The 14,076-nt window shown below is 68.6% G+C and carries 15 protein-coding genes; 8 read left to right on the top strand and 7 right to left on the bottom strand.

Annotation, left to right across the window (positions count from 1 at the left end; genetic code table 11):
- Nucleotides 1–29 precede the first annotated feature (29 nt).
- On the bottom strand, nucleotides 30–881 hold the full coding sequence (locus tag P0R32_RS00480; protein ID WP_276237945.1) for a fructosamine kinase family protein: 852 nt from the start codon (nucleotides 879–881) through the stop codon (nucleotides 30–32).
- Between the two features lie 129 nt (nucleotides 882–1,010).
- Here P0R32_RS00480 and P0R32_RS00475 point away from each other — a divergent pair, with 129 nt between their 5' ends.
- Nucleotides 1,011–1,847 (top strand): class I SAM-dependent methyltransferase, encoded by an 837-nt coding sequence (locus P0R32_RS00475; protein ID WP_276237944.1) that lies wholly within the window; start codon nucleotides 1,011–1,013, stop codon nucleotides 1,845–1,847.
- A gap of 12 nt (nucleotides 1,848–1,859) precedes the next feature.
- On the opposite strand, the gene P0R32_RS00470 is transcribed toward P0R32_RS00475, so the two are convergent.
- Nucleotides 1,860–2,711 (bottom strand): P-loop NTPase, encoded by an 852-nt coding sequence (locus tag P0R32_RS00470; protein WP_276237942.1) that lies wholly within the window; start codon nucleotides 2,709–2,711, stop codon nucleotides 1,860–1,862.
- Between the two features lie 87 nt (nucleotides 2,712–2,798).
- Nucleotides 2,799–3,554, bottom strand: coding sequence for a GNAT family N-acetyltransferase (locus tag P0R32_RS00465; RefSeq protein WP_276237941.1), 756 nt, complete (start codon nucleotides 3,552–3,554; stop codon nucleotides 2,799–2,801).
- A gap of 150 nt (nucleotides 3,555–3,704) precedes the next feature.
- On the opposite strand from P0R32_RS00465, the gene P0R32_RS00460 reads away from it, so the two are divergent.
- From P0R32_RS00460 to P0R32_RS00430, 7 genes are all read left to right on the top strand, one after another.
- The gene (locus tag P0R32_RS00460) at nucleotides 3,705–4,385 is read left to right on the top strand and encodes a haloacid dehalogenase type II (RefSeq protein ID WP_276237940.1); all 681 of its coding nucleotides are present in this window, start codon (nucleotides 3,705–3,707) and stop codon (nucleotides 4,383–4,385) included.
- Between the two features lie 195 nt (nucleotides 4,386–4,580).
- On the top strand, nucleotides 4,581–5,927 hold the full coding sequence (locus P0R32_RS00455) for a substrate-binding protein (RefSeq protein WP_276237939.1): 1,347 nt from the start codon (nucleotides 4,581–4,583) through the stop codon (nucleotides 5,925–5,927).
- 134 nt (nucleotides 5,928–6,061) lie between these two features.
- Nucleotides 6,062–7,015, top strand: coding sequence for a branched-chain amino acid ABC transporter permease (locus tag P0R32_RS00450; RefSeq protein ID WP_349770220.1), 954 nt, complete (start codon nucleotides 6,062–6,064; stop codon nucleotides 7,013–7,015).
- On the top strand, nucleotides 7,012–8,199 hold the full coding sequence (locus P0R32_RS00445; RefSeq protein ID WP_276237937.1) for a branched-chain amino acid ABC transporter permease: 1,188 nt from the start codon (nucleotides 7,012–7,014) through the stop codon (nucleotides 8,197–8,199). The genes P0R32_RS00450 and P0R32_RS00445 overlap by 4 nt, the downstream gene beginning before the upstream one ends.
- Nucleotides 8,196–8,954, top strand: coding sequence for an ABC transporter ATP-binding protein (locus tag P0R32_RS00440; RefSeq protein ID WP_276237936.1), 759 nt, complete (start codon nucleotides 8,196–8,198; stop codon nucleotides 8,952–8,954). The genes P0R32_RS00445 and P0R32_RS00440 overlap by 4 nt, the downstream gene beginning before the upstream one ends.
- 158 nt (nucleotides 8,955–9,112) lie before the next feature.
- Entirely contained in the window at nucleotides 9,113–9,832 is a 720-nt protein-coding gene (locus tag P0R32_RS00435; RefSeq protein ID WP_276239427.1) for an ABC transporter ATP-binding protein, read from the top strand.
- Between the two features lies 1 nt (nucleotide 9,833).
- Nucleotides 9,834–10,541 carry a thioredoxin family protein gene (locus P0R32_RS00430; protein WP_276237935.1) on the top strand — a complete coding sequence of 236 codons (708 nt, stop codon included), beginning with the start codon at nucleotides 9,834–9,836 and terminating at the stop codon, nucleotides 10,539–10,541.
- Between the two features lie 137 nt (nucleotides 10,542–10,678).
- Here the strand turns inward: P0R32_RS00430 and P0R32_RS00425 are convergent, their stop codons facing one another.
- The 4 genes from P0R32_RS00425 to P0R32_RS00410 form a co-directional block, all read right to left on the bottom strand.
- Nucleotides 10,679–11,080 (bottom strand): universal stress protein, encoded by a 402-nt coding sequence (locus P0R32_RS00425; protein ID WP_276237934.1) that lies wholly within the window; start codon nucleotides 11,078–11,080, stop codon nucleotides 10,679–10,681.
- Between the two features lie 96 nt (nucleotides 11,081–11,176).
- On the bottom strand, nucleotides 11,177–11,413 hold the full coding sequence (locus tag P0R32_RS00420) for a DUF7520 family protein (protein WP_417378108.1): 237 nt from the start codon (nucleotides 11,411–11,413) through the stop codon (nucleotides 11,177–11,179).
- 368 nt (nucleotides 11,414–11,781) lie between these two features.
- A complete protein-coding gene (locus P0R32_RS00415) occupies nucleotides 11,782–13,524 on the bottom strand; it encodes a cbb3-type cytochrome c oxidase subunit I (protein ID WP_276239426.1) in 1,743 nt (580 codons plus the stop codon).
- Nucleotides 13,525–13,649: 125 nt separating this feature from the next.
- Nucleotides 13,650–14,021, bottom strand: coding sequence for a DUF6684 family protein (locus tag P0R32_RS00410; RefSeq protein ID WP_276237932.1), 372 nt, complete (start codon nucleotides 14,019–14,021; stop codon nucleotides 13,650–13,652).
- Nucleotides 14,022–14,076 lie beyond the last annotated feature (55 nt).

Below are 14,076 nucleotides of genomic sequence, written 5' to 3'. Positions count from 1 at the left end.
GTCGACCGTTCTCGACCCCGTTCGTCGATTCAGTACCCGACCACCGACAGCGTCGCACGAACCTCGTCGAGGTACTCCGTCCCGAAGTACCGCAGGTGTGTGAGCAGCGGGTACAGCCGGTACACCGGTTCGCGGTCTGCGTAGCCGTCCGCCACCCGGGCGACTTCCCGGTAGCGCTCGCGGAACGCCGCCCCGCCCGTCTCCGTCCACTCGACGTACGCGAGTTCCACCTCCGGGTCGCCGTAGTAACAGGCCGGGTCGAGCAGCGCCGTCACGCGCTCGCCGTCGTGGAGGACGTTGCCGGCCCACACGTCGCCGTGGATCAGCGCCGGTGTCGGGTCGTGGTCGAGCAGGTCGGGGAGGTCGTCGACGAGCGCGTCGACCCGATTCAGGTCCGCCGCCGGGAGCACGCCCTCCTCGTGGGCCTGCGTCGCCGAGTGCGCGAGACGGTGCTCCCCGAAGAACGCGGGCCACGCGTCGGTCCACGCGTTCGGCTGGTCGTACGGGCCGGTGAGCGTGTCGAACGGGAAGCCGAACGCGTCGGCGGTCGTCGCGTGCAGCGCCGCGAGGCGCTCGGCGAGGTCGCGCGCGACGGCGGGCGTGACGGCGGCGTCTGCGTCGTGGGCGACGTGCTCCAACACGAGGACGCCGTCGCCGGCGTGGTGGACCGCCGGCACCCGGAGGCCCCCCTCGGCGGCGAGGTGACGGAGCATCCCGGCCTCGACGGTCGGGTCGGGAGGGCCGGTCTTGACGACGACGCGTCGACCGTCCGCGAGGTCGACCCGGCGGACGGTGCCGACCTCGCCGCCGTCGAGGAGGGTCGCCGAGGTGACCTCGCACCCGGCCCACGCGCGCACCGTCGTCAGCGTGTCCGCGTCCATGTCTGTCGGGGCGGGAGGCCACTCGGTAGGCGTTTCGGTCGCGCGGACGCCGAGCGTCGCTCGGTGGGAGCGTGACGCCGACGAGGGTGTGTCGGTGTGTTTTCATCCCGGACCGGGCGACTGTGGGGTATGAGCGACGAGCGTTCGGCCCCGGAAGCGTTCTACGACGCCTACGGCACCGACGAGTGGGACCGACTGGCCGAGAGCATCGACGGTCGCCTGGAGTACGAGTTCACCCTCGCGGAGGTGACCGACGCCATCCCCGATTCCGGCCGCGTGCTCGACGCCGGGGGCGGCGCCGGTCGCTACGCCATCTGGCTGGCCGAGCGCGGCTACGAGGTCGACCTCCTGGACGTGAGCCGCGGGCAACTCGACGTGGCCGCCGAGAAACTCGCGGAGCACGGCGTCGCCGACCGGGTCACGCTCCACCACGGGAGCGTCGACGACCTCGCGTTCGACGCAGACACGTTCGACGCGACGCTGTGTCTCGGTGGGCCGCTCTCGCACCTGCTCGACGCCGACGACCGCGAGCAAGCAGTCGAGGAACTCGCCCGTGTCACCCGACGCGACGCCCCCGTCCTCGTGTCCGTGATGGGGCTGCTCGGCTTCGTCCAACTGCAGGCGCTGGCGGGGCGCAACGTCCGTGCGCTCCCGGCGCTGCTTGCACACGGCGACTACGACGCGGATCTGCTCGACGCCCACGGATACGACAACGAGTTCACCGCGACGCACTTCTTCCGCCGCGCCGAACTCCGCGACCTCCTCGCGGGTGCGGGGCTCTCTGTCGAGCGGGTCACCGGGCTGGAGGGGTTGGGGTCGCCGCTGCACGACGCCGGGATCCGCGAGTCGGTGGAGTCGCTCGACGACGCCGAGCGCTCGGCGGTGGTCGAGACGTTCGATCGACTCCGCGACGACCCGGCGGTCGCGGACCTGTCGGTCCACATGCTCGCGATCTGTCGGTCGTGACGACGCGTCCGCTCAGCCGAACGGGTTCGTGAAGCCGTCGGCGCCGGTCGCGCCGCCCCCGTCCCCGCCGTCGGCGAACGCGCCGCTCTCGTCGTCGCCGTCGCCGAAGCGGAAGCCCCCGGTGTTCGTCGTCACCGTCATGCCGAGCATGTCGGGGCGCTTGCGCAGCGCCGCGGCGACTTCGCGGTACGCCGTCGCGGCCTCGCTGTGGGGGCGATACGAGATGGCGGGCTGGCCAGCGTCTTGCGCCTTCGGGATCGCCTCGTCGTGCGGGACGTGCCCCAGCAACTCCGTGTCGAGGAACTCGGCGATGCGGTCGGCGGGGGGCGAGCGCCCCGTCCCCGACTTCGTGAGAACGACGCCGCCGACGGGCGCGTCCGCGCGCTCGGCGACGGTCATCGTCTTGTCGGCGTCGCGGATGGAGGCGACCCGCGGCGTCGACACGAGCACCGAGGCGTCCGCGCCGGTCATCGGCACGACCGTCTCGCGGCTCACGCCGGCGGCGGTGTCCACCAACACGGCGTCGTAGCGGGCCTTCAGCGCGTCCATCGCGGCGGGGAACCGGTCCAGGTCAGACTTCACGAATCCGTCGAGGTCGACGCCGCTCGGGACCACGTCGAAGCCGCCGGGGGCGGGGTAGGTGGCGTCGCCGACGCCCGCGCCGCCCGCGAGCACGTCGTGGAGGGTCCGCCCGCCGTTGACGCGGATGTCGAGGAAGTCCACCGCGTTCGCCATCGCCAGGTCCGCCTCGACGACCGCGACGGCGCGGCCGTCTTCGGCGAGCGCGGCGGCGAGGTTGAGGCTCGTCGTCGTCTTGCCGACGCCCCCCTTCGCGCCGACGACGGCGAGCACGCGTCCGTCCATATGTGTGTCACGACGGGCCCCCGACTTACCTGTTGCCGTGCGAGTATCGCACCTGAGACTGAAACCGCTCCCCCGCGGCGCGTCCGCCTACAGGTACGCCGCGTCCCAGCGACTCGCCTTCCGCTTGTTGCCGCAGTCGGCACACTGCACGCGGTCCATCGTGTCGACGGTGACGTGGAAGCTGCCGCAGTTGCCGCAGATGTACCCCATCCGCTCGGTGCGCTCGCGGTCGTCGTACGTCGCGTAGAACGGCGCGATCGACGCGCGGTCGGCCTCGTCGTAGGCGACGTACACCTGCTGTCCGTCCTCCATGACGCGAGCCTCCGTCAGTACCTGCTCGCCGCCACCAGCCGGGAAGCGGGCGAACACGTGCTCGACGAACGGCTCGCCACCGATCTCGACGCGGCGCTCGCCGATGTCGGTGAACCCCTCTCCCTCGTAGAACTCCGCACCCGCCTCGTTGGCGTCCAGCACGCGCCCCTCGATCCGCTCGGCGCCCAACTCCAACAGCTCCGTCTCCGCGCGGTGGAGCAGGTCGTCGCCGATCCCCTTCCCGCGGTGGTCCGGGTGGACGTGGAGCCAGTCGAGTTCGCCCACTGGCTCGCGACGCCGCGAGAGGTAGCTCTGGACGAAGCCGACCACGTCGCCGTCCTCGACGGCGACCACGAACACCGCGTCCTCGCCGGTCAGGTTCTCGGCGACCTCCTCGGCATCGTACCACGTCTCCACGGCGTCCGCGAGGAGGTCCTCGGAGAGGGCGTGCCCGTAGGAGGCCGTCAACGACGCGAGCGCCGTCTCGCGGATCCCGTCTACGTCTTCAGTCGTCGCGTCTCGAAGATCCATGCCATACGGTACCGCGGACAGTCACTTAACCACGCTGTCGCTTACCGTCGCCCAGCGACGGTTCGCCGGTCGCTAACTCTCCGGCGTCCGGGTCCCCGCCGACTCGCCGCCTCCCGTGGTACTATGCCCCATGATGTGGATGGAGCGGGTATGCCCGAGACGGAGACGCTGTGTTTCGACATGTACGGGACGCTGTGCGACACGAGTAGCGTCACGGGGACGCTCGCGGCGGAACTCGACGCCAGCGACGCGCTCGTCTCCCGGATCGACGAGACGTGGCGGGCGAAACAGCTCCAGTACTCCTACCAGTCGGCGCTGATGGACGACTACCAGCCGTTCTGGGAGGTGACGACGGACGCGCTCGACTACGCGCTCGCGCAGTGGGGCGTCGACGCAGACGACGCGACGCGCGCGACGATTCTCGACTCGTACAACCACCTCGACCCGTACCCCGACGCCATCGACACGCTCACGCGGCTCTCGGCGGCGGGCCACACCGTGACCGTGCTGTCGAACGGGAACCCCGACATGCTGGAGACGCTCGCGGCGAACGCGGGGCTGGCCCCGCACCTCGACGACGTGATCAGCGCCGACGAGGTGTCGACGTTCAAGCCGAACCCGGCGGTGTACGAGAACGCGGCCGCGCGCACCGACACGCCCATCGAGCAGTGCCGTCTCGTCTCCGGCAACGCGTGGGACGTCGCCGGCGCCGGCAACGCGGGGATGGCGACCGCGTGGGTGGACCGCGCGAACGATCCGTTCGAGCGGATCGGCGTCGAACCGTCGCTGGCGGTCACGTCGCTCGCGGACGTCGCCGACGAGTTGGCTTGAGACCGTTAGTCACCGCCTTTGAACAGAACCGTTCGAAACGTGGTCCCGGTTTGTTCCCGGAATCGAGTGACTGAAACGGCCCAAGTGTGATAAACATTATCAAGGTGTATATGGGGTTAGCATATTACCAATATTAACACGGTCTAAGGGAATATAGGCAGAACGTTCATTAAGGTCGCTTCCGCGGCACACACCATGGCACGGGATACCACCGCACTCAGTAGACGCGATGTGCTCAAGGCCTCCGGCGCCGCGGGCGCCGCAGGACTCGCAGGACTGGCAGGATGTACCGGCGGCGGCGGCGGGGGCTCGGAGTACCCCGCGATCGGGAACTACCCGGTCGAGGGCGACGAGGTCGTCTTCGGGTACAACGTCCCGCAGTCCGGGTCGTACTCCCAGGAGGGTGAGGACGAACTGCGCGGCTACCGACTCGCCGAGAAGCACCTGAACAACGGCGGCGGCTGGGTCGACGACTGGGAAGACCTCTCGGGCGACGGCGTGCTCGGGAAGACGGTCACGTCAGTCGAGGGTGACACCGCGACGAACCCCGACACGGCTCGACAGTCCGCACAGCGGATGATCAACCGCGACAACGCGATCATGATCTCCGGCGGTTCCTCGTCGGCGGTCGCCATCGCGGTCCAGGGGCTGTGTCAAGAGGAGAAGGTCCAGTTCCAGTGCTGCCTGACCCACTCCAACGACACCACCGGTCCGGAGTGTGTGCGCTACTCCACGCGTGAGATGTTCAACGCGTACATGACCGGACAGGCGCTCGCGCCGGTGCTCGCCGAAGAGTACGGCGAGGACCTGAACTTCTACCAGCTGTTCGCCGACTACTCGTGGGGGCAGACCCAGCAGGCCTCGATGGAGCAGTTCTTCACCGAGGTCGGCGGCTGGAGCCAGGTCGAGTCGGTGCCGACGCCGCTTGGCACCTCCGACTACTCCTCGTACCTCGCGGACGTGCCGCGCGACGAGGTCGACGTGCTCGTCCTCAACCACTACGGGCTGGACGCGGCGAACTCGCTCCCGCAGGCGATCGAGCAGGGGCTCGACCAGGACATGGAGATCGTCGTCCCGCTGTACAACCGCCTGATGGCGGAGGCGGCCGCCGGCTCCATCGACGGCATCTTCGGCACGGCCGACTGGAGCTGGCAGCTCGATGAAGAGTACTCCCAGTCGTTCACCGAGGCGTTCCGCAGCGAGTACGACAAGGTGCCCAGCTACGCGGCGCGCCTGGCGTACACGCAGACGCTGCAGTACGCCGCCGCCGCCGAGCGCGCCGAGACGTTCTACCCGCCGGAAGTCATCCGGCAGCTGGAGGACTACGAGTACGACAACGCCGGCCTCGGGCCGGAGACGATGCGCGGCTGTGACCACCAGGGTCAGCGCGACGTGCTCGTCGTGCAGGGGCTCCCGTCGAGCGAACAGACCGAGAGCCGACTGCTCGAAGTGGTCAACCAGACCTCGCGCGACCAACTCGGCTACGCCTGCGACGAGGGTCCGGCGGCCGACTGCGACCTCGGCGACTACGGCGACGAGTAACCGAACGACGGCGACTCCGACGGCGTCGCCTTCCGGTACTTTCTTCGGTCGCCGGCCGAACCGCGTCAACGAATGACACCATCGATAACTACTACCAAGCGGACCCACACACCGCACGTACACGATCAATAATGTTGCCTCTACAGCTCGACATCGCATCGATACTCCTCAACGGGCTCCAACAGGGCGCCATCTACGCCCTGTTGGGACTCGGCCTCACCATCATCCTCGGCACGATGGAGTTCCTGAACCTCGCGCACGGCGCCCTGTACCTCGTCGGCGCGTACGTCGGGATGCTGGTGTTCCGTGAGACGACGCTCACGAACGGCTTCCTGTTCAACTCCGGGATCACCACGCTCGGGTTCGACGGCGGCTTCCTCGCCGCCATCGTGCTCGTACCGGTCGTCGGCTTCGGCATCGGCCTGCTCATGGAGCGGTTCGTCGCCGAACCGTTCTACGACCGTCCCGAGACTGACCAGTTGCTGGTGACGTTCGGCCTCGCGCTCATCGTCGAGGAGGTCGTCAAGAACCTCATCGGCGGGAACACCTTCCAGTCGATCGCACCGACGACGATCTTCGGCTTCGACGTCGCACAGCCGGTGAGCCTCCCGTTCGTCGGGCTGTTCCCGACGTGGCGGCTGTTCATCATCCTCATCGCGTTCGTCGTCATCGGAGTGACGTACCTCGCGATCGAGCGCACCGACTTCGGCCTCGTCGTGCAAGCGGGCACCCGCGACGCCGAGATGGTGCGCCTGCTCGGGATCAAGATCAACCGTTCGTACAGCCTCGTGTTCGCGCTCGGGGCGGCGCTGGCGGCGTTCGCGGGCCTCATCGGTGCGTCCATCCAGACGCTCAGTCCGCAGATCGGCACCGACCAGGCGCTGCTGCCGGCGTTCCTCACCATCGTCGTCGGCGGTGCTGGCTCCGTCCGCGGGGCCATCGCCGGCGGGATGGTGCTCGGCGTGATCATCTCGGCGATGACCCAGACGTACAGCCAGTGGGCGCAGATCGTCCTCTACCTGTTCGTCGCGTTCATGCTCATCGTGCGTCCCGAGGGTCTCTTCGGCACCGGGGAGGTGGGCGAATGAGCGCCGACACCGACCGGGAGGTGGCTCCCGACGGCGGCACCGTCGCCGAGACGGACGCCGGCACGGCGTCCGGTAGCTCCGGGCTGTCGGCGCTGCGCGAGCGCGACGACTTCGTCGTGCTGGCGACGGCGGCGGCGCTCGTCGTGTTCCCGTTCCTGCTGATCGACGTCCTCGGCGCCGTCGGCGACGTGATCGGCTTCTCGATCGGCGGCTACACCGGCCTGCCGTCACTGGTGCTCATCTACGGCATCATCGTCATCGGCTTCAACCTCCTACTCGGCTACACCGGGCTGTTGTCGTTCGGACACGCCGCCTTCTTCGGGTCGGCAGCGTACGCGGCGGCGCTGCTCAGTCAGGTCATCCACAGTCCGATCTTGATGGTGCTCGTCGGCGCGGTCGTGGCGACGCTGCTCGCGTGGCCGATCGGCTTCGTGTCGATCCGGCGCTCGGGCGTGTACTTCGCCGTGTTGACGCTGACGTTCGGGCAGGCGCTGTACTTCTGGGCGCTGGGCCCCGGCGCGTGGCTCACGAACGGCGACAACGGCTTCTCGGAGATCGAAGCCGAGGGGCTGTTCCTCGGTGCGCTGTCGCTCGACGCCGAGTTGATCCCGGTGCTCGACTCCTACACCGTGATGTACGCGTTCTCCGCGATAATGATGCTCGTGGCCGTCTGGGTCGCCAACCGCATCATCAACTCCCCGTACGGCCTCATCTTCGAGGCGCTCGGCGAGAACGAAGAGCGCGTGGAGTTCGTCGGGCTGAACGTGTTCCGCTACAAGCTGATGGCGTTCGTCATCTCCGCCATCTTCGCGGGCGTGGGCGGCGCGATGTTCGTCATCCACGAGCAGTACATCCACCCGACGACGGGCCTGTACTGGATCCAGTCGGGCGACTTCGTCATCATGACCGTCCTCGGCGGCACCGGCAGCCTCATCGGCCCGGTGTTCGGGGCGTTCATCTTCGAGTACGTCGCGAACGTCGTCTCGGGCATCGTGCTCCCGGGCGGCGCCTCGATCGGCTCGCTGTGGCGGTTCGTCCTCGGCGCCGTGTTCGTGTTCATCGTGTGGGTGTTCCCGCGCGGCGTCTACGGCGCGGCTGCCGACCTGATTCGGTTTGTCACCGACCGGAGTGGTGGCGAAGGCGGCAACGAACCTGCCGCGACCGACGGGGGTGAGCGCGAATGACGCTGCTGCGAACCGACGGGCTGACGAAGCAGTTCGGCGGCCTCGTCGCCGTCGACGAGGTGAGCTTCGAGGTCGACCGCGGGGAGACCCGCGCGGTGATCGGCCCCAACGGGGCCGGCAAGTCGACGCTCATCAACTGCATCACCGGCGCGCTCGAACCGACTGCCGGTACGGTCGAGTTCGACGACACCGACATCACGACCCTCTCGCCCCACGAGACGGTCCAGACGGGGATCTCGAAGTCGTTCCAGACGGCGTCGATCTTCCCCGGGATGACCGTCCGCGAGAACGTCGAGATCGCGGCGCTGGCCGCCGAACACGGCTCCTTCGAGTTCAACTTCCTCAAGCGACTGTCGGGCTTCTCGGCGGTCCACGAGACGGCCGACGAGATGATGAACTCGGTGGGGCTGCTCGGCGACGCAGACGTGGAGGCGGGGAGCCTCCCGTACGGCGACAAACGCCGGCTGGAGATCGCGATCGCGCTGGCCTCCGAGCCGGAACTCCTCCTGATGGACGAACCGACCGCCGGCATGTCGCCGGACGAGACCGCAGACACCGTGGACCTTGTGGAGCAGCTCCAGGAGGACCTCGGGCTCACCATCCTCATCGTGGAACACGACATGGAGATCATCTTCCGAATCGCCGACCGCATCCTCGTGTTGAACCGCGGGCAGGTCATCGCCGACGGGACACCCGAGGAGGTCCAGCAGAGTGAACGCGTCCAAGAGGCGTACCTCGGCGGGGTGGAGCTGTGAGCTCCGACGCCCCCGAACGAGGCGCCGAGACCGAGGCAGAGCCCGAGACGGAGCCAGCCAGCACCGACTCGGCGACCGCCGAGGAGGCTGCTGCCGCCCACGCCGAACAGGCGACGGCGGCGGCGACCGAAAGCGAGCACCTCCTCTCGGTCGAGACGATCGACGCCTACTACGGGCAGAGCCACATCCTCCGCGACCTCTCGATGCACGTCGAGGAGGGCGAAGTGTGCGCGCTGTTGGGCCGCAACGGCGCGGGCAAGACGACGACGCTGCGCTCTATCGCCGGCGCGCGCCCCCCGGACGTGCGCGACGGCGCGGTCCGGTTCAAGGGGAACGACGTGACCGACCGCTCCACCGAGGACATCTCCTCGCTGGGCATCTCGCTGGTGCCCGAGGAGCGGCGCGTCTTCCCGAACCTCACGGTCGCCGAGAACCTCCACCTCTCGGACGTGGCGCGCAACTGGTCGAACGTCGTCGGCCGGGACGTGTCGATGGACCACCCCGGGATGTCCACCGAGGAGGTGTACGAAGTGTTCCCGCGGCTGGAGGAGCGCGCCTCCCAGAAAGCGGGGACGCTGTCGGGCGGCGAGCAGCAGATGCTCGCCATCGCCCGCGCGCTCAAGCAGGACACGGACCTGCTGATGCTCGACGAACCGTACGAGGGGCTGGCACCGCAGATCATCCAGACGGTGGAGAACGCCATCGAGCGCATCGCCGAGACGGGGACGACGATCCTGCTGGTCGAGCAGAACGCCGTGGCGGCGATGAACATCGCCGACCGCGCGTACGTCGTCGACCAGGGGAGCATCGTGTTCGCCGGCGACTCCGAGGAACTGCGCGCCGACGAGACCACCCGCGAGCGGTACCTGGGTGTCTGAGATGGCGGCAGACCCGACCCCGGGCGCACCCGAGCCCCCGGACACGGAGGCGCTCCTCGACCGACTGATCGACGTCGGTGCCGTCCGCGAGGACGACGACGGGACGCTCCACGTGTCGGCGGCGCTGCACGACATCGTCGACCTGTACGCACAGAGCTACGGCGACCTCCCCGAGCAGGAGTTCACCGAGGCCGTCGCCGACGCGTTCGGCCTCGACTACTCGGAGGCGGTGCGCCGCATCGACGAGCAGGGCGTCACCCGCGACGAGTTCGTGGCGTACCTCTCCCTGCGCGCGCACTTCGAGGACGAGGGCGAACCCGTCCCCGGCCCGGTCGAGCGCGCGACGATGGCCCAGATCGTCACCGAAATCGCGCCCGCGACGCCGGTGCCGCAGGCGATGGACGAACTCGCCGACGACGAGGTCGAGGCGTTCCTCGCGGCGAACGACCGTGCGGTCGTGTTCGTGTGGCGCCTCCGGTGTCACCCCTGCGATCAGATGAAAGACGAGATCGAGGCCACGCTGTCGGCGCTCCCGGACGACGTGGCCGTCGCCGGTATCGACGGCGAGGAGGCGCCCGACTTCCGGCGCCGCTTCGACGTGGACTCGGCGCCGGCGGTCGTCTGCGTCGCCGACGGCGAGGCGGTCGCCGTCGAGACTGGGTACCAGCCGTCCGCGTCGGTCGCGGCGCTGGTCGAGGACGCGTTCTGAGGGCGGGCGACCTCGTGGTCGCTCCGGCTTCACTCCCGCTTACACGCCGCCGAGCGGCGGCGCTGTCGACGCGGTCGGTCGGAGAACGGTCGGCGTGTCGCACCGCCGGGTCGACGGGCGGCGCGGTCGGTGCCGGGTTACTCGTCGGCGACGCCGCCGGTGACCATCACGGGTCGCCCGGCGTTGAGGATCACCGTCTGGGTGACCGAGCCGAACAGCGCCTTCCCCGCGGGCGAGCGCTTGCGACCGCCGACGACGATGAGGTCGGCGTCGGTCTCCTCGGCCGTCTCGAGGATGGCGTCGGACGGGTCGCCGCTGGACTCCGTCACGTCGACGGTGACGCCCGCCGCCTCGAGCACCTCCTGTGCCTCGCGGACGGACGCCACCTGCGTCGCGGACGCCCCGCTGGGGTTGTTCTGGAACACGTGCACGATCGTCACCTTCGTGTCGCTCCCGTCGCCGGGGAGGTTCGCGATCTGTCTGGCGCCCGTGCGCGCGCGCTGTTCGTCCTCGTCGACGGCGAGTACGACGTGGTACATATCCCGGACCACTCCCGCACGGGGATTAGTCCTTTCGCCGACTGCGACGCCGCCGCCGCGCGGGGACTGACCGCTCGGTCCCCTCGGTGACGGCCTTCACTCCACGGCGTCCGGGTCGTCGATCCGCCGCGACACGTAGATCACGAGCGCCAGCGGCACCCCGAGCACCGTCGCGATAGTGACGCCGCCGTACACCGAGAAACCGAGCGCCGTCGCGGGGAGTTCGATCACGCCGTACAGCGCTGGCGCGCTCAGGCCGTCGACGAACGTCGCGACGAGGACGCCCGCGACGAACCCCACCGCGGTGAGGAGGGCGTACAGCGTGAGGACGATCCGCGGGCCGTCGAGTCGCCGCTGTCGGGCGTCGTCGCCGGCTGCGTGTGCCGCGTCGTCGCTCGGTGCGCTCACGGCTTGCTGTGGGGCCGGCGCGCGAATAGGGGTTCCGCTCGCGGTCGTCGGCGTCGACCACCGTGACGACCCCGCTGTGGCCGGGCGACGCTACTGTAGGACGAGCACGAGGCCGGTCGCGAACATCAACAGGGCGATGCCGCCGAGCACGAGTCCGAGGAGGTCCTTGTCGCTCATACTACCGGCTGGGGGCCGCACGAGTAAAAGCCCCCTCGTCCGCGGCGCACACGCGTCGCTGGCGGACGTGCCACCGGACGAACCGCAAGAAATCGACCCGCGAGGGGTGCGTCGCGTTACTCGTTGTCGGCGTCGTCGACGACCTGGCCGCCGTCGGCCTTCACTTCCTCGCCGCCGTCGGTCGCCGCCAGCGAGGTCTCACGCTTGGCGTCGAACCAGTCCCACTCGGCGGTGTTGAGGTTCGTCTCGTCGAGGCGCCACGGGTCGCCGGACTCGACGAGCGGCCCCTCGATCCAGGAGACGTACACGTTGTACACCCAGATGACGCCGCCCACGAGCAGCAGGAACGCGCCGAGGGTGGCGATCTGGTGGAGCGTGGCGAACTGCGGGAGGAACGTCGCGTACCGGCGCGGCATCCCGCCGTAGCCCAACAGGACCATCGCGAAGAACGTCACGTTCGTCCCGATCATCCACAGCCAGAAGTGGGCCTTCGCGAGCGTGCGCTGGTACCAGCGCCCGGTGACGAGCGGGAACCAGTAGTAGATGCCCGCCATCCCGGCGAAGGTGATGGCGCCCATCACGATGTAGTGGAAGTGCCCGACGACGTAGTACGTGTCGTGGAGCACGAGGTCGACGGGGATGGAGGCGAGGAACACGCCCGTCACGCCGCCGATGATGAAGTTGCTCACGAAGCCGATACAGAACAGCATCGGCGCCGTGAGGCGGAGCTTCCCGTTCCACATCGTCGTGATCCAGTTGAACGTCTTCACGGCCGACGGGATGGCGATAGCCAACGAGACGGCCATGAACGAGGCACGCAGGCGCGGGTCGATACCCGTCGCGAACATGTGGTGGGCCCACACGCCGAAGGAGAGCACGCCGATGGCGAGCGTGGAGTAGACGACGAACTTGAACCCGAACAGCTTCCGGCCGGAGAACCGCGGGAGCACGTAGCTCACGATGCCCATCGGCGGGAGCACGAGGATGTACACCTCGGGGTGGCCGAAGAACCAGAACAGGTGCTGCCAGAGGATCGGACCGCCGCCGTCGACGGCGAAGAACGTCGTCGCGAAGTTGCGGTCGAGCAGGAGCATCACCAGCGCGCTGCCCAGCAGCGGGAACGCGAACAGGATGAGGCCCGACTGCGTCAGGATCGTCCACGAGAAGATGTCGAGGTTGGCCCAGGTGACCTCCTCGGCGCGCTCGGTGAAGATGGTCGCGATGAAGTTGATCGCACCCATCGTCGCCGAGACACCCGAGAGGTGCAGACCGAGCAGCATCAGGTCGACCCCGACGTTCATCTGGTTGCCGTTCCCGACGCCCGCGGAGAGGGGCGTGTACATCGTCCACGCGGTCTGCGCGGGGATGACCTCCGGAATCGGGAAGAACCCGGCCCAGATGAGCAGTGCCGCAGGCGGGAGCAGCCAGAACGCGATGGCGTTGATGCGGGGGAACGCCATGTCGTCGGCGCCGATGATGAGCGGGATGAGGTAGTTCGAGAACGCCGCGATGATCGGCGTCCCGAACAGGAACAGCATGGTGATGCCGTGACTGGTGAGCAGCGAGTTGTAGAACGTCGCCGAGCCCAGCACGTCCGTCGCGGGCGTGGTCAACTCGGCGCGCATCAGCATCACCATCAGCCCCCCGACGACGAAGGCGATGGTCGCGTACGCGCCGTACAGCAGTCCGATGTCCTTGTGGTCGACCGTCGTGAACCAGCGGATGAGGCCGGCGGGCTTCTCCGCGTGCCCGTAGCCGGACTCACCCACTGCGCCGCCGCCGGCGCCCAGGGGCGTGTACGACCGCCAGTCCTCGACCCGTGCGAGGAAGGCCGCCACGCCCAGGAGGAACGCCCCCATGAGCACCGTCAGCAGTAGTTGGCCGGTAGTCTCCATGGAAACGCTTCAGCGTCGAACGCACAAGAAAGATTCGGGTTCCCCGCCCGGCGGGTCCCGATTATCCGGTCGTTCGGAGGTCGGAACGACTACTCCTCGTCGTCGGCGTCAGCCGCGTCGGCAGCGTCGGCGGCAGCGGCGTCGGCAGCCTCCTGTTCGGCCTCGATCTCTGCTTCGACCTCGTGTTTCGTCTTGGCGTCCTCCATCGTCGCCTGTCCCTGGAAGAAGACCGCGGAGCGCTTCTCGTCGCCGGCGATGGCCTTCCCCGAGACGTACGTGAGGATGGCGAGCGCGACGAACGGGAACGCGAGCAGCCCCATCTGGAGCACGCGCCCGTAGAAGTCCAGCCCGCCGAACGGGTCGACGAGGACGAACGCGACGACGAAGAACAGGATGATCCCCAGCGGGATGACGTTCACCGTCAGATCCAGCAGGGTGTCCCTGTCGAAGATGCGTGCCATGGGCGCCACTTACACAGCGCGACCTAATACCTTGTCCATTTCCGCCGTCTTGCCC

The organism is Halobaculum marinum (assembly GCF_029338555.1).
Classification (GTDB): Archaea; Halobacteriota; Halobacteria; order Halobacteriales; family Haloferacaceae; genus Halobaculum; species Halobaculum marinum.
The sequence above is the reverse complement of the archived record's forward strand: the minus strand, read 5'-3'. Positions and strand labels throughout refer to the sequence as shown.

Excerpts from the sequence above, each read along its gene's own strand:
- P0R32_RS00465 (WP_276237941.1), bottom strand. The coding sequence starts at position 3,554 with ATGGATCTTCGAGACGCGACGACTGAAGACGTAGACGGGATCCGCGAG.
- P0R32_RS00480 (WP_276237945.1), bottom strand. The coding sequence starts at position 881 with ATGGACGCGGACACGCTGACGACGGTGCGCGCGTGGGCCGGGTGCGAG.
- P0R32_RS00410 (WP_276237932.1), bottom strand. The coding sequence starts at position 14,021 with ATGGCACGCATCTTCGACAGGGACACCCTGCTGGATCTGACGGTGAAC.
- P0R32_RS00415 (WP_276239426.1), bottom strand. The coding sequence starts at position 13,524 with ATGGGGGCGTTCCTCCTGGGCGTGGCGGCCTTCCTCGCACGGGTCGAG.
- P0R32_RS00455 (WP_276237939.1), top strand. The coding sequence starts at position 4,581 with ATGGCACGGGATACCACCGCACTCAGTAGACGCGATGTGCTCAAGGCC.
- P0R32_RS00475 (WP_276237944.1), top strand. The coding sequence starts at position 1,011 with ATGAGCGACGAGCGTTCGGCCCCGGAAGCGTTCTACGACGCCTACGGC.
- P0R32_RS00425 (WP_276237934.1), bottom strand. The coding sequence starts at position 11,080 with ATGTACCACGTCGTACTCGCCGTCGACGAGGACGAACAGCGCGCGCGC.
- P0R32_RS00445 (WP_276237937.1), top strand. The coding sequence starts at position 7,012 with ATGAGCGCCGACACCGACCGGGAGGTGGCTCCCGACGGCGGCACCGTC.
- P0R32_RS00460 (WP_276237940.1), top strand. The coding sequence starts at position 3,705 with ATGCCCGAGACGGAGACGCTGTGTTTCGACATGTACGGGACGCTGTGC.
- P0R32_RS00430 (WP_276237935.1), top strand. The coding sequence starts at position 9,834 with ATGGCGGCAGACCCGACCCCGGGCGCACCCGAGCCCCCGGACACGGAG.
- P0R32_RS00470 (WP_276237942.1), bottom strand. The coding sequence starts at position 2,711 with ATGGACGGACGCGTGCTCGCCGTCGTCGGCGCGAAGGGGGGCGTCGGC.
- P0R32_RS00440 (WP_276237936.1), top strand. The coding sequence starts at position 8,196 with ATGACGCTGCTGCGAACCGACGGGCTGACGAAGCAGTTCGGCGGCCTC.